The 17,087-nt window shown below is 72.3% G+C and carries 18 protein-coding genes; 13 read left to right on the top strand and 5 right to left on the bottom strand.

Annotation, left to right across the window (positions count from 1 at the left end):
* The first annotated feature begins 170 nt into the window (after positions 1 to 170).
* Entirely contained in the window at positions 171 to 635 is a 465-nt protein-coding gene (locus ABTW87_RS23015) for a DUF4442 domain-containing protein (RefSeq protein ID WP_350653018.1), read from the top strand.
* A gap of 73 nt (positions 636 to 708) precedes the next feature.
* Here ABTW87_RS23015 and ABTW87_RS23020 read toward each other — a convergent pair whose 3' ends face one another.
* Entirely contained in the window at positions 709 to 1,092 is a 384-nt protein-coding gene (locus ABTW87_RS23020; RefSeq protein WP_350653019.1) for a hypothetical protein, read from the bottom strand.
* A gap of 89 nt (positions 1,093 to 1,181) precedes the next feature.
* On the opposite strand from ABTW87_RS23020, the gene ABTW87_RS23025 reads away from it, so the two are divergent.
* Genes ABTW87_RS23025 through ABTW87_RS23035 form a run of 3 tightly spaced genes read left to right on the top strand, consistent with a single transcriptional unit; the run spans position 1,182 to position 4,861 of the window.
* Complete coding sequence (locus ABTW87_RS23025) at positions 1,182 to 1,613, top strand: VOC family protein (RefSeq protein ID WP_350653020.1); 432 nt, start codon at positions 1,182 to 1,184, stop codon at positions 1,611 to 1,613.
* 45 nt (positions 1,614 to 1,658) lie between these two features.
* On the top strand, positions 1,659 to 2,489 hold the full coding sequence (locus ABTW87_RS23030) for a beta-phosphoglucomutase family hydrolase (protein ID WP_350653021.1): 831 nt from the start codon (positions 1,659 to 1,661) through the stop codon (positions 2,487 to 2,489).
* A complete protein-coding gene (locus tag ABTW87_RS23035) occupies positions 2,486 to 4,861 on the top strand; it encodes a glycoside hydrolase family 65 protein (RefSeq protein ID WP_350653022.1) in 2,376 nt (791 codons plus the stop codon). Before ABTW87_RS23030 ends, ABTW87_RS23035 begins: the two co-directional genes overlap by 4 nt.
* Positions 4,862 to 4,929: 68 nt before the next feature.
* Here ABTW87_RS23035 and ABTW87_RS23040 read toward each other — a convergent pair whose 3' ends face one another.
* Positions 4,930 to 5,112 carry a hypothetical protein gene (locus tag ABTW87_RS23040; RefSeq protein ID WP_350653023.1) on the bottom strand — a complete coding sequence of 61 codons (183 nt, stop codon included), beginning with the start codon at positions 5,110 to 5,112 and terminating at the stop codon, positions 4,930 to 4,932.
* 203 nt (positions 5,113 to 5,315) lie between these two features.
* On the opposite strand from ABTW87_RS23040, the gene ABTW87_RS23045 reads away from it, so the two are divergent.
* Positions 5,316 to 5,978, top strand: a complete 663-nt coding sequence (locus ABTW87_RS23045; RefSeq protein WP_350653024.1) for a dienelactone hydrolase family protein — start codon at positions 5,316 to 5,318, stop codon at positions 5,976 to 5,978.
* Between the two features lie 36 nt (positions 5,979 to 6,014).
* Here the strand turns inward: ABTW87_RS23045 and ABTW87_RS23050 are convergent, their stop codons facing one another.
* Positions 6,015 to 7,088: an AI-2E family transporter gene (locus ABTW87_RS23050; protein WP_502891635.1), complete on the bottom strand. Its 1,074-nt coding sequence runs from the start codon at positions 7,086 to 7,088 to the stop codon at positions 6,015 to 6,017.
* A 224-nt stretch (positions 7,089 to 7,312) separates the two neighbouring features.
* Here ABTW87_RS23050 and ABTW87_RS23055 point away from each other — a divergent pair, with 224 nt between their 5' ends.
* Positions 7,313 to 7,483, top strand: a complete 171-nt coding sequence (locus ABTW87_RS23055) for an antitoxin (protein WP_502891636.1) — start codon at positions 7,313 to 7,315, stop codon at positions 7,481 to 7,483.
* Positions 7,484 to 7,534: 51 nt separating this feature from the next.
* Here the strand turns inward: ABTW87_RS23055 and ABTW87_RS23060 are convergent, their stop codons facing one another.
* Positions 7,535 to 8,137 carry a hemerythrin domain-containing protein gene (locus ABTW87_RS23060; protein WP_350653027.1) on the bottom strand — a complete coding sequence of 201 codons (603 nt, stop codon included), beginning with the start codon at positions 8,135 to 8,137 and terminating at the stop codon, positions 7,535 to 7,537.
* A 169-nt stretch (positions 8,138 to 8,306) separates the two neighbouring features.
* Here ABTW87_RS23060 and ABTW87_RS23065 point away from each other — a divergent pair, with 169 nt between their 5' ends.
* Positions 8,307 to 9,560 (top strand): cyanophycinase, encoded by a 1,254-nt coding sequence (locus ABTW87_RS23065; RefSeq protein ID WP_350653028.1) that lies wholly within the window; start codon positions 8,307 to 8,309, stop codon positions 9,558 to 9,560.
* A 34-nt stretch (positions 9,561 to 9,594) separates the two neighbouring features.
* Here the strand turns inward: ABTW87_RS23065 and ABTW87_RS23070 are convergent, their stop codons facing one another.
* The gene (locus ABTW87_RS23070; RefSeq protein ID WP_350653029.1) at positions 9,595 to 10,497 is read right to left on the bottom strand and encodes an aminoglycoside phosphotransferase family protein; all 903 of its coding nucleotides are present in this window, start codon (positions 10,495 to 10,497) and stop codon (positions 9,595 to 9,597) included.
* 139 nt (positions 10,498 to 10,636) lie between these two features.
* Between ABTW87_RS23070 and ABTW87_RS23075 the strand changes: the two genes are divergently transcribed.
* The 6 genes from ABTW87_RS23075 (at position 10,637) to ABTW87_RS23100 (ending at position 17,079) form a co-directional block, all read left to right on the top strand.
* Positions 10,637 to 12,076 carry a pre-peptidase C-terminal domain-containing protein gene (locus ABTW87_RS23075; RefSeq protein ID WP_350653030.1) on the top strand — a complete coding sequence of 480 codons (1,440 nt, stop codon included), beginning with the start codon at positions 10,637 to 10,639 and terminating at the stop codon, positions 12,074 to 12,076.
* 98 nt (positions 12,077 to 12,174) lie between these two features.
* Entirely contained in the window at positions 12,175 to 13,095 is a 921-nt protein-coding gene (locus tag ABTW87_RS23080; RefSeq protein ID WP_350653031.1) for a MurR/RpiR family transcriptional regulator, read from the top strand.
* 92 nt (positions 13,096 to 13,187) lie between these two features.
* Positions 13,188 to 14,132 (top strand): transporter substrate-binding domain-containing protein, encoded by a 945-nt coding sequence (locus ABTW87_RS23085; RefSeq protein ID WP_350653032.1) that lies wholly within the window; start codon positions 13,188 to 13,190, stop codon positions 14,130 to 14,132.
* Positions 14,133 to 14,243: 111 nt separating this feature from the next.
* A complete protein-coding gene (locus ABTW87_RS23090; RefSeq protein WP_350653033.1) occupies positions 14,244 to 15,098 on the top strand; it encodes an amino acid ABC transporter permease in 855 nt (284 codons plus the stop codon).
* The gene (locus tag ABTW87_RS23095; protein WP_350653034.1) at positions 15,095 to 15,886 is read left to right on the top strand and encodes an amino acid ABC transporter ATP-binding protein; all 792 of its coding nucleotides are present in this window, start codon (positions 15,095 to 15,097) and stop codon (positions 15,884 to 15,886) included. Before ABTW87_RS23090 ends, ABTW87_RS23095 begins: the two co-directional genes overlap by 4 nt.
* Complete coding sequence (locus ABTW87_RS23100) at positions 15,883 to 17,079, top strand: M20 family metallopeptidase (protein ID WP_350653035.1); 1,197 nt, start codon at positions 15,883 to 15,885, stop codon at positions 17,077 to 17,079. Before ABTW87_RS23095 ends, ABTW87_RS23100 begins: the two co-directional genes overlap by 4 nt.
* Positions 17,080 to 17,087: the final 8 nt, after the last annotated feature.

Consider the following 17,087-nt stretch of genomic DNA (forward strand, 5'->3'; position numbering starts at 1 on the left):
AAACGCTCGGCTGGGACACCCCAGCCGAGCGCCTCGCTACTCTCCTAGCCGTCACCAACTAACCACCGTGTTGCAACGACCCCTTGAAACCACCCGGTAGAGGAAGGGCCCCTTCTTAACACTCCCGGAAGGGCCTTGTCCCGGAAGTTACTCGCGGGTAACGTGCGGGCATGAGCATCGACTCGCACCAGGTGGCCGCCGGAATGCTGGAGGCCGTGCCGTTCGCCCGTACCCTCGGCTTCGAGTTCGTCGAGGTGGCCCCCGAGGACGACGGCGGCGTGCGCGCGGTGGTCCGGCTGCCGGACTCGCCCGCCACCCACAACCACATCGGCGGGCCGCACGCCGGCGCCATGTTCACCCTCGGCGAGACCGCCTCCGGCGCGGTCGTGCTGGCCGCGTTCGCCCACGTCCTCGACCGGGCCACCCCGCTCGCCGTACGCGCGGACATCGCGTACCGGAAGCTCGCCCTGGGTGCGGTGCGCGCGACCGCGCGGCTCGGCCGCCCGGCCGCCGAGGTGCTCGCGGAACTGGAGGCCGGCCAGCGGCCGGAGTTCCCGGTACGCGTCGAGATCGCCACCGAGGAGGGCAAGCCCACCGGCGAGATGACCGTCATCTGGACGCTCCGCCCTCAGTGAGCCGGATGCAGCCGCCGCTCCCGATCAGATGATGTCGTGCCGGTCGAATCCGGCCGCTGAGACCGGTTGACCATCATCCGTCCGCGGACCCACCAGGGAGTCCTGGGTCGCGGCGGCCCAGCTGCCGCATCCGGACGGCCACGGCGACCACCGCGAAGAGCGCGATCGCCAGCACGACACCACCCACCACGTAGGCGGTGACGTTCCCGTCGGCGTTGAGCAGGAAGACGACCGCCCCGGTCGCCAGCGCGACGAACCCGGCGGCGACGAGCGCTGCCATCCCCCTGCTCGGCTCCGCCGACCGACGTCGGGCGGTGACGAACCCCAGGACCGCCGCGAGGAAGGCGAAACCTGCGGCGTACGGCCGGTCGACCGCGATCGCGTACGCCCCACCGAGGAGGCACACCACGGACAGGCCGATCCGGTACCACGCCGGCCAGTAGTCGTCATCCGCCATGCGATGTTCCTTCCCGGACCGGTGGGCGTGACAAACGTTCGGCAGGTCGACGGCCGTCGTGGATGCGGGCGGGCGGCTACCCTGCCGGCATGGAGCAGCGGATCAGCCTGGTCACCCTCGGCGTCGCCGACATCGCCCGCGCCCGCACCTTCTACGAGCGCCTCGGCTGGCGGGGCCAGGAGGCCGAGGAGACGGTCTTCTTCCAGGCCGGCGGTCTGGCACTGGTGCTGTGGGGGCGGGACAAGCTCGCCGAGGACGCGGGCGTTGCCGACGCCGGTGGCGGGTTCGGCGGGCTGAGCCTGGCGCAGAACGTCCGCTCCCGTGCCGAGGTTGACGCGATCCTCGCCGCCGCGGCGGCGGCCGGAGCGACCCTGACCCGCCCGGCCCGGGAGACGTTCTACGGCGGGTACGCCGGCTGCTTCACCGACCCGGACGGGCACGTCTGGGAGATCGCGCACAACCCGGGCTTTCCGCTGGCCGACGACGGCACCCTGACCGTCCCCGACTTCGACGCCGGCTGAGCGGAACGGCGTTTGACCCGGCGGAGCTCTGGTTAGATTCGTACGATGCTGGGCCTGCCTGCGCACGTGACCGCCTGCCTCTTCGACCTCGACGGTGTGCTCACGCAGACCGCGCGGGTCCACAACGCGGCGTGGACCGCGACCTTCGACGAGTTCCTCCGCCGCCGGGCCGCGCTCACCGGAGAACCGTTCCGGCCGTTCGACCCGGGCGACGACTACAACCGGTACGTGGACGGGCGTCCCCGCGCCGACGGCGTACGCACGTTCCTCGCCTCCCGGGGCATCGTGCTCCCCGAGGGGCTGCCGGGCGACCCGCCGGAAGCGGACACCGTCAACGGTGTCGGCAACCGGAAGAACGTCCTGCTGCTGGAGGAACTCCGGACCCACGGCGTCGACGTCTACCCCGGCTCGGTGGCGTACCTGAAGGCGGCGGTCGCCGGCGGACTGCGCCGGGCGGTCGTGACGGCCAGCGCGAACGGCCGGGAGGTGCTCGCCGCCGCCGGGCTCGAACCGCTCATCGAGGCCCGGGTGGACGGACTCGTCACCCGGGCCGAGGGGCTGCGCGGCAAGCCGGAGCCGGACACGTTCCTGGCCGGCGCGAAGCTGCTCGGCGTCGACCCGGCGAACGCCGTCGTCTTCGAGGACGCCCTCGCCGGTGTCGCCGCCGGCCGGGCCGGCGGATTCGGGTACGTGGTGGGCGTCGACCGGGTGGGTCAGGCCGACGGACTGCTGGCCAGCGGCGCGGACGTGGTGGTGCGGGACCTCGCCGAGCTGCTCGACCCCGAACCCGCCGGCGCCGGCCGCGAGTCGGCACCGCGGGAGTCGAGCCGGCTCGACCGTGGGCCGGTCGTGCGGGACCGGGAGGCCGGCGCGTGATCCGGGAACGCGCCTACCCCGTCGATCCCTGGCAGGTCCGGGAGATCCGGCTGGACATGGACGTGCTGGCCCAGTCCGAGTCGGTCTTCGCCCTGTCCAACGGGCACATCGGGGTGCGCGGCAACCTCGACGAGGGCGAGCCGCACGGGCTGCCCGGGACGTACCTCAACTCCTTCTACGAGCTGCGCCCGCTGCCGTACGCCGAGGCCGGCTTCGGGTTCCCCGAGTCCGGCCAAACCGTCGTCAACGTCACCAACGGCAAGCTCATCCGGCTGCTCGTCGACGACGAGCCGCTGGACGTGCGCTACGGCGAACTCCAGTCCCACGAACGGGTGCTCGACCTGCGGGAGGGCACCCTGCACCGGTCCGTGCACTGGCGCTCGCCGGCCGGCCGGGAGGTACGCGTCCGCAGCACCCGTCTGGTCTCCTTCCGCCAGCGGTCGGTCGCCGCGATCAACTACGAGGTGGAGGTCGCCGACGACAAGCCCCTGCGACTGATCATCCAGTCCGAGCTGGTGGCGAACGAGACCCTGCCGGCCCAGAGCAAGGACCCGCGGGTGGCGGCGGTGCTCGAGTCGCCGCTGCTCGCCGAGGAGGAACTGACCACCGACGACGGTGGCCTGCTGATCCACCGCACCAAGGTCTCCGGCCTGCGCCTCGCCGCGGCCATGGAGCACGAGGTGCAGACCACCGCGCGTACCACTGTCGAGTCCGAGGGCTACCCGGACTGGGTGCGTACCACGATCGCCTGCGTGCTCCACCCCGGCGAGACCCTGCGGGTCGTGAAGTACCTGGTGTACGGCTGGTCGAGCCGCCGTTCGCTGCCGGCGTTGCGCGACCAGGTCGGCGCCGCGCTCGCCGGCGCCCGCCTCGACGGGTGGGAAGGGCTGCTGCGGGAGCAGCGGGAGTACCTCGACGAGTTCTGGGACTCCGCCGACGTGCTGGTCGAGGGCGACCCGGAGGTCCAGCAGGCGGTGCGCTTCGGGCTCTTCCACGTGCTCCAGGCGGGCGCGCGGGCCGAGCGCCGGCCGATCGCCGCGAAGGGCCTCACCGGGCCCGGGTACGACGGCCACGCCTTCTGGGACACCGAGATGTTCGTGCTGCCGGTGCTCACGTACACCCATCCCCCCGCCGTGGGCGACGCCCTGCACTGGCGGCACCGTTCCCTGCCCACCGCCCGCGAGCGGGCCCGGACCCTCAACCTGGAGGGCGCGGCCTTCCCCTGGCGCACCATCGAGGGCCCGGAGTCCTCCGGGTACTGGCCGGCGGGCACCGCCGGCTTTCACATCGCCGCCGACATCGCCGACGCCGTCCGCCGCTACGTGCTCGCCACCTGCGACACCGACCTGGAACGGGAGATCGGCCTGGAGTTGCTCGTGGAGACCGCGCGGCTGTGGCGGTCGCTGGGTCACCACGACCGGCACGGCCAGTTCCACATCGACGGGGTGACCGGTCCGGACGAGTACACCGCCATCAAGAACGACAACGTCTACACCAACCTGATGGCCCAGCGGAACCTCATCACGGCGGCGGAGGCGGTGATGCGGTACCGGGACGAGGCGTTCCACCTCGGCGTCACGGACGAGGAGGCGGCGGCGTGGCGGGACGCGGCCGCGGCGATGCACATCCCGTACGACGACGAGGTCGACGTCCACGAGCAGGTGGAGGGCTTCACCCGGTTCCAGGAGTGGGACTTCGCGCACACCCCGCCGGAGAAGTACCCGCTGCTGCTGCACTACCCCTACTTCGACCTCTACCGGAGGCAGGTCGTCAAGCAGGCCGACCTGGTGCTGGCGATGCACTGGCGGGGAGACGCGTTCACCCCCGAGGAGAAGCTGCGCAACTTCCTGTACTACGAGCGCCGTACCGTCCGCGACTCGTCGCTGTCGGCGTGCACCCAGGCGGTCCTCGCCGCCGAGGTGGGCTATCCGGAGCTGGCGCACACCTACCTGCGCGAGGCCGCGCTGATGGACCTGCACGACCTCAACGAGAACACCCGCGACGGGGTGCACATGGCGTCGCTGGCCGGCGCGTGGATCGCGCTGGTCGCCGGGTTCGGTGGACTGCGCGACCACGACGGGACGCTGTCCTTCGCGCCGCGGCTCTCCAGCCGGCTGAGCCGCCTGGCGTTCTCGCTCCAGTGGCGGGGGATGCGGCTGCGGGTCGACGTCGAGCCGCAGCGGACCACGTACGCCCTGCGCAACGGCGACCCGCAGGACGTGCTGGATCTGCGCCACCACGGCGAGAAGGTCCGGATCACCTGCACCGAACCGGTCACCGTGCCGATCCCGCCGGCCGAGACACCGGAACCGGCCCCGGAGCAGCCTCCGGGCCGCGGACCGCTCATCCGCCTGCCCGAACGCCAGGGGTAAGGAAGGGGCCCTTGTTAACGCCTCCGGTAGAGGAAGGGCCCCTTCTTAACACTCAACCGCTCAGCCGGTCACAGCGGCCGGCCCTGCGACGGCCGACCGGCCGCGTCGCGCGGTGCCATCGCCCGCGGATCGTCGGCGGTGCGCGCCTGCGCCGCCTCGTCCGCCCAGTCCCGGCTGCGCTCGGTGTCCTGTTCCCGTCGGTCCCGCTCCGTGGCCTGCTGCCGGGACTCTCGCTGCTGCTGCTGCGCCATGGCGATCCTCGCGATCCGTCGGGGCGCTTCGCGCGCCGGTACGGTCTGCGGTCACCCACCGCCTACCCGGCGCGGATACCGGCAAACGCGGGCGGTGGCGTGCCGGCGGTGGTGTTAACAAGGGGCCCTTCCTCTACCGGAGGCGTTAACAAGGGGCCCTTCCTTTCACGCATGGTGGGGGAGGGGTGGGGAACGTGCCGGGCATGGACGTACGGAGCGGCGAGGTGACGATCCCGGCGGGCGACGCCCAGCTCACGGCCGACCTGCTGGTACCGGCCGAGCCAACCGGTGTGGTGCTGTTCGCGCACGGCAGCGGCAGTTCCCGGCACAGTCCACGCAACGTGGCGGTGGCGCACGTGCTCAACGGCAGCGCGCTCGGCACGGTGCTTGTGGATCTGCTCACCCCGGCCGAGGACGCGGTCGACGCGCGTACCGCCGAGCTGCGCTTCGACATCGGGCTGCTCGCCGGCCGGCTGGCCGCGATCGTGGACTGGCTCGCCGCCGAGCGGCCGTTCGGCCCGGTGCCGGTCGGGCTGTTCGGGGCCAGTACGGGGGCAGCAGCCGCCCTGGTGGCGGCGGCCGAGCGACCCGACCTGGTCCGGGCGGTGGTGTCGCGGGGCGGCCGGCCGGACCTCGCCGGGCCGGCGCTCGACCGGGTGACCGCGCCGACCCTGCTGCTCGTCGGGGGCCTGGACGAGCAGGTGATCACGCTGAACGAGCAGGCCCAGGAGGCCCTGCCGGACAGCGCGGAGCTGACGGTCGTACCGGGCGCCACGCACCTCTTCGAGGAGCCCGGCACGCTGGAGCAGGTCGCCCACGAGGCGGCCACCTGGTTCACGACCCACCTCCGCGGCACCACTGGTTGATCATGAGTTGGCGGCGCGCCGGTGCCGACCTGATGATCAATCCGGGGGTGGGGACGAGGCGCGGTGGCGCTGGATCGTGTCCAGTACGCGCCAGAGCACCGCGGTGATGGGAACGGCGACGAACGCGCCGGCGATCCCGGCGATCAACGTGCCGGCGGTGACGGCGACGAGGATGACAGCCGGATGCAGGCGGACCTGCCGCTTCATGATCAGCGGCTCGAGCAGGTTGCCCTCGGCCTGCTGGACCGCGATCACGGCGGCCAGCGCGAGCAGGGCCGTGACCGGGCCGTTCGCGGCGAGCGCCACCAGCACCGCCATCGCGCCGGTCACCGTCGCACCGATGATCGGGATGAATGCGCCGAAGAAGACGAGCAGCGCCAGCGGGAACGCCAGGGGCACCCCGAGCACCACCAGCGCCAGGCCGATGCCGATCGCGTCGATCGCCGCGATCATCAGGGTCCCCCGGCTGTACGCGCCGAGCGTCTGCCAGCCGGCCCGCCCCGCCTCCGCGGTCAGCGTCCGGTTCGGGCCGGTCGTCCGGTCCAGCACCCAGCGCCACATCGACCGGCCGTCCTTGAGCAGGAAGAACAACAGCACCAGGGCGAGCAGCGCCGAACCGAGCACCTCGGCGGCGGTCCGCGCGCCGGAGACCGGGTCGAGCCCGCCGCCCTGGCTGAGCCCCCGCCGGGCCTGGTCCGCCAGCCGGTCGAGCTGCTGGTCGGTCACCGGCAGGGTGGAGGTGACGAAGTCGCGGGTCTGCTGCACGCCCCGGGTCAGCTCCCCGGTCAACTCGTCGAACTGGTTCGCCGTCAGGTTCCACACCAGCGCTCCCACGCCGACCAGGACGCCGAGCAGCAGCAGCACGGTCAGCAGCGCCGCCAGCGACGCCGGCAGCCGCAGCCGGCGCAGCAGCCGCTGCACCGGGTCGAGCAGTGCGGCCAGGAAGATGGTGGCGGCCACCGCGATGGCCAGCGGCGCCAGCAGTACGGCGATCATGCCCAGCAGGTACAACCCGGCGACCACCACGACCAGGCACGCGCTCCACACCACCGCGGTGCGGACGAGCCACGGCAGGCCCGCCCAGGTGGACCGGGGTCCCCGGTCCCGCATCCGCTCTGCCGTCCGCCCGTCCTCGACCACTCGACCCTCCTCGATCCCGGGCGAGTCGGTACCCGGCCGGCGCTTCCGCCACACCCACGTTATGGCCTGTTCCGGTGTCCCGCCCGGGCTCGGGCCGGAACCGCCCGGGGCCCCCGGCCGGCGTTTGTGCTCACGGCCTCCGGGAACGCAGAAGATCGAACCCCGAGACCGAGGAGGATCCCGTGGGGAACTTCATGAACAAGGCCAAGGAGCTCGTCGACAAGTACGACAAGCAGGTCGACAAGGGCATGGACAAGGCCGGTGACATGGCCGACAAGCGCACCGGCGGCAAGCACGGTGAACAGATCGACAAGGGCGTGGACATGGCGCAGGCCCGTACCGGTCAGGGCGACCAGGGCCGCTGACGGCGTCCGCGATCCCGGGTCGCCCGGTTCGGGCGACCCGGGATCGTCGTGTCAGCTCTCCTTGTCGCGGAGCTCGGCCGTCGTGGTGGGGCGGCCGCTGAACGCGTCGCGTACGCGGTCGACGAGGCCGGTGCCCGGGGCGAGCAGCTTGTTCGCCGGCGGGCGGTCGGGTGCGGCGGGGTGCGGGCGGGTGGGCGCCATCCGCTTGGCCGTGGTCACCTTGCCGGCCAGCTCGACCAGTTCCTCGCGGGCCACCGCGGCCCGCAGCCGGGGGAAGAGGTCGTGCTCCTCGTCCCGTACGTGGTGCCGGATGGTGCGGGTCAGATGGGCGAGTCGCTCGTCGAAGCGGGGGTCGGACGGGTCCACCGCCTCCAGTTCCTTCATGGTCCGCTCGGCGTCGGCGTGTTCGGAGATCTCGTGATCGGCGATCTGGTCGCCGTCCGGCAGAGCCCTGCGGGCGGCCGGGTAGACGTACATCTCCTCGGCGATCGCGTGGCGGACCAGCTCGGCGATGACGACGTCGGCCAGGTGGCGGCGGTGCTCGGGGGTGCCCCGCCGACTCTCCAGCTCGACGAAGAGGACCTCGACCTCCCGGTGGTCGGCGGTGAGGACGTCGACGACGTCGTGATCCATTGTGGTGCTCGGGTCGGTCATGGCGTGCCCCTTACCGGTTGCGGAATCGGTGCGGGCCCTCCTACCCCCGACACTCGGGTCAAACCCAGCGCCGAGCAGCGGTGCCGGCGGTCGCGCTGGTCTGGACCGGTGCGGCGGACCTGCCGTACGCTCAACCCGGCCCGCCCTCACGGTCCCGTGAGGAGCAAGCATGCCCTTGAACCGCCTGCTGACCCTGGGGGTCGCCGCCGTCACGGCGGTCACGTTGAGTGTTCCCCTGGCCGCGGCCCCCGCCTCGGCCGGCTCGTTCCACCACCGATCGGGCGGCAGCCTGGTGCTGGTCGGCGGTGCCCTCGCCGACGACAACGCCGCCGTCTACGGTCGCATCGTCCAGCTCGCCGGTGGCCCCGGAAGGGCGCGGATCGGCATCTCCACCGCCGCCGCCCCGGTGCCGGCGGAGGATCCGGACGCCGACACCCCCGACTGCAACAACAGTGTCTGCAACGGCGAGTACTACGCGGATATCTTCGAGCGGTTCGGCGCCGCTGACGCCCAGTGGATCCCGATCGACCTGGACCGCCCGGAGAAGGCGGACGACCCTGCCGTGGTCCGCCAGATCGCCTCGATGACCGGCTTCTTCTTCGGTGGCGGGGACCAGTACCGGTACGTCACCACGATGACCCGGGGCGAGGCGCAGCGGGACTCCGCCGCGCTGGCCGCCGTGCGGCGCAAGCTCCGCCAGGGTGCCGTCGTGGCCGGTACGAGCGCGGGCGCCCAGATCATGGCCGGTCGCGACATGATCACCGGTGGCTCGGTCGACCCCGGTCTGCGCGACGGCGCGAAGCCGGGGTACTTCGAGGACGCCAGCATCCTCGGGTACCTGCCGAAGGGCGGGTTCGGCTTCTTCACCGACGGCCTGCTGGACACGCACTTCTCCCGTCGCGGGCGGGAGGCCCGGTCGATCCGGCTCGCCTCGGACACCGGCAACAACCGCGTCTTCGGGTTGGACGAGAACACCGCCCTGGAGGTGACCGGCGTCGGGTCGCGGCACCGGAAGCTGCGGGTGCTGGGCCAGCGGGCGGTGACCGTGCTGGACCTGCGTCGAGCCCGGACGACCGGCGGTCCGGTCTGGGGCATCGAGGGCGTGCGGTGGACCCGCCTCACCGCCGGGGACCGGTACCGGTCGGACCGCTGGCAGCCGGTCTTCGCTCCCGGCAAGCAGCGGGTGACCGGCGCGGACACCTGCGCGGTCACGCCGTCCGAGGACGTCTTCTGGAACTACGGCCTGGTGAACCTCGCCGAGGCGTTGATCGACAACGCCGGCTGCGCGTCGGTGTCCGACGTGTCGTGGGAGAACGACCCGCAGTGGGAGGCGACGCTGACCCGTGGTCGCGGCTTCGCCGCGTACCGGTCCGGTGAGGCGACGTCCTTCACGAACGTGCTGATCGGCATCCGCGCGGCTTGAGGGCGGCAGGGCCCCCGGCCGACGGGGGCCCTGCTCAACCCGCAGGGTCAGCCAGGATGGCGGCCAGCGTGTGGCGTGCGGTTCCCGCCATCACCGGGTTCGTGTCCACGTAGTAAGCCAGCGCGCCGACGGCCTGGACCAGCGCCCAGCCCTGTCCGCGCGCCCACGCGGCGTCGTCGACGGCGAGCGCGCGGCGGTAGCGGGCCCGCGCGGCGGGCGGCAGCAGGTTCCAGGCGGTCACCAGGTCGACCGCGGGGTCGCCGACGCCCACCGTGCCGAAGTCGATGACCGCGGCGAGCCGGCCGTCGCGTACCAGGAGGTTGCCCGGCATCAGGTCGGCGTGCAACCAGCGGTCCGGCCCCTGGTGGGGCGGGGCGTCGCGGCAGCGCGCCCAGATCCGGGCGACCTGTGGCGCGTCGGTCAGGTGCGCGCATTCGCCCAGGTACCGCTGGACGTACTCGTCTTTCTCGACCAGTGGCCCGCCCCGGGAGCGGCCGTCCCACGACCGGCCGCCGGTGTCCAGGCCGTGCAGCGCCCGCACGAAGGCGGCAAGGTCGTCGGCGAACCGCTCGGCGTCGCGGAGACGGTCCGGGTGCGCGCTTTCGCCGGGGATCCAGCGGTACGCCGTCCACCAGCCCGGGTACGCCGTGTCGGGTTTCCCGAGGCCGAGCGGTGTCGGCACGGGAAGTGGCAGGTGCGGGGCGAGTTGACGCAGGTGCGCCTGTTCGCCGGCCAGCTCGGCGCGCGCTCGCCGGCCCGGATCGGGCTGCAGCGGGAAGCGCAGCACGACCTGGTCACCGACCCGGAACAGCGCGTTGACGGTGCCGTACGACCGGACCGGCCGGATCGGCAGCCCTCGCCAGCCGGGGAACTGACCGGCGACGAGAGCGGTGACGGTGGCGAGGTCGACGTCGACCTGGTCGGCGTGCATCCGCATCGGGCGATCGTGGCAGCCCGCGTCCTGGCGGTGCTACGGGATTTGGCGCCGGGGCGATGTAACAGAAGTTACGTATTGAGTATCGGCCGCCTCGGATGTAACTCTTGTTTTATCGATTCGTGGCCACCCGGAGGTGCCCGTGTCCCCTACCCCCAATTCCCTTCGCACCCGGCTGGCGGTGCTCACCGCCGCCAGTCTCCTCGCCGCCGTCGCGCCGGTCGGGGTGACCGCGGCCCACGCCCAGGTCATCCGCGACCGGCAGGGCAGCTCGACCGACGTGAGCCGGTCCACCTGGTCCGGCCCGGCGTACACGTTCAACGGGTCCGGTGGTGTCGTGGCCGCCACCATGACCCAGGCGATCAACGCGATCCGCGGCGGCACGGGCTCGATCGACGTGGTGGTGCTCGCCGGTTCCGACGGCGGCACGCCCGAGTGCGACGACATCATCGGGCTCTCCGGCGTGAACTCGTGCACCACGCTGACCCTCACGGCGGCACGGGACGGTGACAACGCCCAGGTCAACACCGACATCCGCAACGCCGAGTTCGTCTACTTCGCCGGCGGCGACCAGTGCCGCTACGCCGCCTGGAAGGGCACCGCGCTGGAGGCGTCGGTCGAGTCCGTCGTGGCCAAGGGTGGAGGCGTCGGCGGCGGCAGCGCCGGGCACCACATCAACAGCGACATCGTGTACGACGCCTGCGGCGGCAGCGCCACCTCGTCGATCGCGCTCGACAACCCGTACGACCGGTCGATGACCTTCACCACGGGCATGTTCCGCTGGCCGAACTACGCCAACACGATCAACGACTCGCACTTCGCCGAGCGGGACCGGATGGGTCGCACGATGGCGTTCGTCGCCCGTGCGATCAAGGACGGCCGGACCAGCGGTGGCGCGGCCTGGGGCGTCGGCCTCAACGAGGGCGCGTCGCTGTTCGTCGACAGGTTCGGGCTCGCTACCCTCAGCGGATCGAGCGGGTACGTCGTCCTCGGCGACCACCAGCCCGAGGTGGCCGTCGCCGGGCAGCCCCTCACCTACTCGAACTTCAAGATCTGGCGGCTGACCAGCGGCCAGACGTACAACTTCGCCAACCGGCCGTCCTGCGGTTACTACCTGCGGAGCGTGACGAACGGGGTTCCGAGCGGCAACCTCTACAGTGGCACGCCCGTCACCGACTGCTCGACGGACCCGCCGCCGCCTCCGCCGGCCGGCTCCAGCCACGCCGAGGTCGAGCCCAACGACTCGCGGGCCGCCGCCAACGACGTCACGACCAACGCCTACCCGCTGACCATCACCGGCGACATGAAGAGCAGCAGCGACCGCGACTACTTCAAGGTGAGCGTCGCCAGTGGTCAGACGCTGAGCGTGACCTGTGCGATCCCGTCGGCGTACGACGCCGACCTGTACCTGCTCGCGTCGAACGGGAGCACGGTGACCCGCTCGGTCAACGACGGCGCGGGCGCGGACGAGTCGGCCTCGTTCACCCGGACGTCCTCCGGCTCGGCCACCTACTACGTCGAGCTCGAGGCGTACTCCGGCTCCGGCACCGCCGACTACACCTGCACGGTCTCGAAGTCCTGAGACCCGGCGTCCGCGACCCAGGGGGTGCTCGCAGTCCGGCGGGCACCCCCGCGCTGTCGGAGCGGTACCGGGGCGGCTCGGCCGGTTACGCTCAGCGCGTGTCGACCTCTGATCTTGCCGGTGACCCGGCGCGCCCGGCCGACGATGAGCTCACCCCCGGCCCGGAGCATCCCGGTGTGGCGGCCATGATCCGGCAGCGCCTCGGCGAGTGCACGCCGGCCGAGCGCCGGGTCGCCCGGGCGCTACTGGCGTCGTACCCGGCCGCCGGTCTGGGGACGGTCGCCTCGCTCGCCGGCCGGGCCGAGGTGAGCGCGCCGACCGTGCTGCGTTTCCTGAGCCGGCTCGGCTTCGGTGGCTACCCGGAGTTCCAGAGCGCCCTGCGGGACGAGCTTGCCGAGCGGGAGACCTCTCCGCTGACCGCGTACCGGGCGGCGGAACGGACGGCCGGCCCGCCCGCCGGGGCGCTGTCGCGGGCCGCAGCCAGCCTGCCCGAAGCGGTCGCCGGCACCCTGGCCGAGGTGCCGCAGGGCGAGCTGGACGCCGCCGCCCGCCTCTTCGCCGATCAGAACCTGCGGGTCACGGCCGCCGGCGGCCGGTTCTCCGGCCTGCTCGCCCACTACCTGGTGCTGCACCTGATGCAGGTCCGTGGCAACAGTCGCCTGCTGCCGCCCACGTCGGTGGAGCGCACCGACATGCTTGTCGACGTCGGCCGGCGTGATCTGTTCGCCCTGTTCGACTTCCGCCGGTACGAGGAGCCGACCCTCGCCCTGGCCCGCGAGGTCACCGCCCGGGGCGCCCGGGTGGTCCTGTTCACCGACCGGTGGCTCTCCCCGGTGGCGGGACTGGCCGAGGTGGTCCTGCCCAGCCGGGTCGACTCACCGTCACCGTACGACAGCTTCGTGCCGACGTTGGCGCTTGTCGAAACGCTCGTGGCGGCGTTGATGGACCGGCTCGGGCCGGTCGCCGGGAAGCGGTTGAAGGTGATGGAGCAGGCCCAGCAGACCTTCGGGGAGAGCTGATCCGGACGTTACAGAAATCTGTAACTTCACAAGCTGCGTAATGAACGTTACAGTCCGGGGGCTGGTTCGTCTGGCCCCCGGAAGGACACCTCATGCGCATCCGTCAGCTCGCCCTGACCACCGCGGCCACGGCCCTGCTCGCCGTCACCGCCGGCTGCGGCGGCGACTCCTCCACCGCCGCCTCCGGCCCCGAGGTCGCCACCGTCTCCGTCACCATCGAGGGCGTCGGGGAGGTCACCACCGACGCCGAGCTCGCCCGGAAGGTCCCCGCCGCCGTCCGCGACCGGGGCACCCTGACCGTGGCCACAAACGCGCCGTACGAGCCGTTCATCGACTTCAAGGAAGAGGGTCGGACGGACGAGTTCAAGGGCCTCGACCACGACCTGTTCCAGGCCGCCTCCGCCCGCCTGGGCATCAAGGCCACCTTCAGCCAGCAGCCCTTCGACGGCCTGGTGCCGGGCCTCCAGGCCGCCAAGTACGACGCCATCGTCGGCGGCATCACCGACAAGAAGGAACGCCAACAGGTCGCCACCTTCGTCGACTACTCCGCCTCCGGCACCGGCTTCCTGGTCAGGACCGGCAACCCGCTGGGCGTGCGGACCGTCGCCGACCTGTGCGGCCGCAAGGTTGCCGTGCAGAAGGCCAGCAACCAGTCGACGAACCTCGCCGCGTACAGCAAGTCCAGCTGCGCCGGCAGGGCCGTCGAGATCAAGGAGTACCCGGAGAACCCGCAGGCCGTGCAGGCGCTGATCGCCGGCAACGTCGACGTCGTCGCCGCCACCAAGGTCAACCTGGTCGACACCGCCGCCACGCTCAGCGGGAAGGCCGAGCTGGTGGACGACCCGTCGGCCCCCAACGGCTGGCTGGCGAGCCCGAACGGGTTCGGCTTCCTGAAGGCGAACAAGGAACTGGCCGAGGCGTACCGGGCCGCGGTGCAGTCGCTGATCGACGACGGTACGTACACCAGGATTCTCGCCCAGTGGAAGCAGGAGCCGATCGCCATCAAGCAGGCCACGATCGACCAGGCCATCGACTGACCGGGGCGGCAACCCCCTGAACCGCGGTCGCCGGGCGCCCTTCCGATTCGTGAGGGCGGGCCCGGACGGCGCGCCCGGCGACCGCAACCCGTCCCCGCTGGAGGCACCTCGATGACGAGCGACACCGAGACCCTACGGGTCGTCCCCGTCCGGCACTACGGCCGCTGGCTGACCGCGATCCTCGTGGCCGGGGTGGCGGCTCTCTTCCTCCGGGCGCTGCTGGACAGCCCCAACCTCGAACCGGCCACCGTCGGCGCGTACCTGTTCAAGGACTACATCCTCGACGGCGTCGTCACGACGCTCTGGCTGACCCTGCTGGCGATGCTGCTCGGCACGGCCGGCGGCGTCCTGCTGGCGGTGATGCGCCTGTCGGCCAACCCCGTCCTGCGTGGCGTCTCCTGGGCCTTCATCTGGGTGTTCCGGGGCACCCCGCTCCTGGTGCAGATCATCTTCTTCGGCTTCCTGGGGGCGCTGTTCCCCCGCCTCACGCTGAGCGTGCCGTTCACCGGCACCGTGCTCTTCGACCAACCGACAAGCGTCGTCGTCACCGGCACGGTCGCCGCCGTGCTGGCGCTGTCGCTGAACGAGATGGCGTACGCCGCCGAGGTCATCCGGGGTGGCATCCTCGCCGTCGACAACGGCCAGACCGAGGCCGCCGCCGCGCTCGGGATGAGCCCCGCGCTGACCCTGCGCCGGGTGGTGCTGCCGCAAGCGATGCGGGTCATCATCCCGCCGATGGGCAACGAGACCATCACCATGCTCAAGTCCACCGCGCTGGTCTCGATCATCGCCGGCCGCGACCTGATGACCGCCGTGCAGACGGTCTACCAGGGCAACTACAAGGTGATCCCGCTGCTCGTGGTGGCGGCGATCTGGTACCTCGCCCTGGTCAGCCTGCTCTCCGCCGGTCAGTGGCTGATCGAGCGCCGGTTCGGCCGCGGCTTCGCGCAGGGAGGAGTCCGATGACGACCGTCGGAGACCCGGTGGAGACGACCCGGCCGATGGTGCGGGCCGAGGGGGTCACCAAGAGGTTCGGCTCCGTCGCGGTGCTCCAGGGCATCGACCTGACCGTCGCCCCCGGCGAGGTGACATGCCTGCTCGGCCCCTCCGGCTCCGGCAAGTCCACATTCCTGCGCTGCATCAACCACCTCGAGCGGATCGACGGCGGGCAGCTCTGGGTGGACGGCGAGCTGGTCGGCTACCGCCGCGTCGGCGACAAGCTCTACGAGCTGAAGGCCCGCGAGGTGGCCCGCCGTCGGCGGGACATCGGCATGGTCTTCCAACGGTTCAACCTCTTCCCCCACCTGACCGCCCTGGGCAACGTCGTCGAAGCGCCCGTCCGCGTCCTCGGCACCCCGCGGGCCCGGGCCCGCGCCGAGGCCATGGCCCTGCTGGAGCGCGTCGGCCTCGCCGAGAAGGCGGACAACTACCCCGGCCAGCTCTCCGGCGGGCAGCAGCAACGGGTGGCGATCGCCCGCGCCCTGGCCATGCACCCCAAGCTGATGCTCTTCGACGAGCCGACGTCCGCCCTGGACCCGGAACTCGTCGGCGACGTGCTCGACGTGATGAAGGGCCTGGCCGCCGACGGCATGACGATGGTCGTCGTCACCCACGAGATGGGCTTCGCCCGCGAGGTCGCCGACTCCGTCGCGTTCCTCGACGGCGGCGTGGTGGTGGAGGCCGGCCCACCGGGCGAGGTGCTGAGCAACCCGAGACACGACCGAACCCGCGCGTTCCTGGACAAGGTCCTGTGAGCGGGACCGGCACGGGCGTGGCGAGCGCCGACCTGCTCGCCGCGGCCGGCGCCCGGCTCACGGCGTACCACGAGCGGCTCGCCCAGCTCGTCGCCATCGACTCCGGCTCCGGTCAGGTGGACGGGCTGCGGCGGGCGGCCGACCTGGTCCAGGCGTGGTGCCTGGCCGCCGGGATGGCGGTCGAGCGGGAACCGGTCGCCGACCCCGCCGGCACCCCGCTCGGCGACGTGCTGATCGGCCGGCGGCGCGGACGCGGCGACCGGCGGATCCTGCTCGCCGGCCACCTGGACACCGTGTTCCCGCTCGGCACCGCCGCCGCCCGCCCGTTCCGGATCCAGGACGGCCGGGCGTACGGGCCAGGGGTCAGCGACGACAAGGGTGGCGTGCTGGCCGGCCTGGCCGCCTGCGAGGTCCTGGCCGAGCTGGGACTCGACGCGTACGGCGAGCTGATGCTGGTCTGCACGCCGGACGAGGAGATCGGTTCCATCGGGAGCCGCCAGCTGCTTCGGTCACTCGGCGTCGACGCGGACGTGGCGCTCTGCCTGGAATGCGCCCGGGACAACGGTGACCTGGTCTCCGCCCGCAAAGGCGTCGCCGACCTGGAGATCACCTTCCGGGGCCGGGCCGCGCACGCCGGGATCGAGCCGGAACGGGGCGCGAACGCGTTGCTCGCCGCCGCCCGGCTGGCCGTCGCGCTGGACGCGCTCAACGGGCGGTGGCCCGGGGTGACCGTCAACGTCGGCCACCTCACCGCGGGCGCACGGCCCAACGTCGTGCCCGACCGGGCCCGGATGCTTGTCGACCTGCGCGCCTGGCACACCCGCGAGTACGAGGACGCGCTCGCCGAGATCCGGCGCCTGGTCGCCGAGCCGCTGGTCACCGGTGTCCACGCCGACCTGGTCGTGCAGGCGCCCACCCCGCCGTGGGAGCACGGGCCGGCCGGACAACAGCTGACCGAGCTGGCGGCGAAGGTGGGCGCCGGGCTGGGTATCCCGGTGTCGCACACGGCGACCGGCGGCTGCGCGGACGCCAACCTGCTCGCCGAGGCCGGTGCGGCGGTGCTCGACGGGCTCGGACCGGTAGGTGGTGCCGACCACAGCCCGGCGGAATGGCTCGACCTCGACTCGGTAGTTCCCCGTACCGCCCTGCTCGCCGGCCTGATCCACGAGGTGAGCCGGCTGGACCGGGGGTGACGCGGTGG

It is taken from the genome of Micromonospora sp. NPDC126480 (assembly GCF_040302465.1).
Taxonomy (GTDB): domain Bacteria; phylum Actinomycetota; class Actinomycetes; order Mycobacteriales; family Micromonosporaceae; genus Micromonospora.

What these genes read in the sequence shown, in the direction of transcription:
- ABTW87_RS23060 (WP_350653027.1), bottom strand. Translation starts at nt 8,137, where the DNA reads ATGACCGACCCGAGCACCACAATGGATCACGACGTCGTCGACGTCCTC.
- ABTW87_RS23065 (WP_350653028.1), top strand. Translation starts at nt 8,307, where the DNA reads ATGCCCTTGAACCGCCTGCTGACCCTGGGGGTCGCCGCCGTCACGGCG.
- ABTW87_RS23025 (WP_350653020.1), top strand. Translation starts at nt 1,182, where the DNA reads ATGGAGCAGCGGATCAGCCTGGTCACCCTCGGCGTCGCCGACATCGCC.
- ABTW87_RS23090 (WP_350653033.1), top strand. Translation starts at nt 14,244, where the DNA reads ATGACGAGCGACACCGAGACCCTACGGGTCGTCCCCGTCCGGCACTAC.
- ABTW87_RS23015 (WP_350653018.1), top strand. Translation starts at nt 171, where the DNA reads ATGAGCATCGACTCGCACCAGGTGGCCGCCGGAATGCTGGAGGCCGTG.
- ABTW87_RS23030 (WP_350653021.1), top strand. Translation starts at nt 1,659, where the DNA reads ATGCTGGGCCTGCCTGCGCACGTGACCGCCTGCCTCTTCGACCTCGAC.
- ABTW87_RS23020 (WP_350653019.1), bottom strand. Translation starts at nt 1,092, where the DNA reads ATGGCGGATGACGACTACTGGCCGGCGTGGTACCGGATCGGCCTGTCC.
- ABTW87_RS23095 (WP_350653034.1), top strand. Translation starts at nt 15,095, where the DNA reads ATGACGACCGTCGGAGACCCGGTGGAGACGACCCGGCCGATGGTGCGG.
- ABTW87_RS23045 (WP_350653024.1), top strand. Translation starts at nt 5,316, where the DNA reads ATGGACGTACGGAGCGGCGAGGTGACGATCCCGGCGGGCGACGCCCAG.
- ABTW87_RS23085 (WP_350653032.1), top strand. Translation starts at nt 13,188, where the DNA reads ATGCGCATCCGTCAGCTCGCCCTGACCACCGCGGCCACGGCCCTGCTC.
- ABTW87_RS23040 (WP_350653023.1), bottom strand. Translation starts at nt 5,112, where the DNA reads ATGGCGCAGCAGCAGCAGCGAGAGTCCCGGCAGCAGGCCACGGAGCGG.
- ABTW87_RS23070 (WP_350653029.1), bottom strand. Translation starts at nt 10,497, where the DNA reads ATGCGGATGCACGCCGACCAGGTCGACGTCGACCTCGCCACCGTCACC.
- ABTW87_RS23055 (WP_502891636.1), top strand. Translation starts at nt 7,313, where the DNA reads ATGAACAAGGCCAAGGAGCTCGTCGACAAGTACGACAAGCAGGTCGAC.
- ABTW87_RS23050 (WP_502891635.1), bottom strand. Translation starts at nt 7,088, where the DNA reads ATGCGGGACCGGGGACCCCGGTCCACCTGGGCGGGCCTGCCGTGGCTC.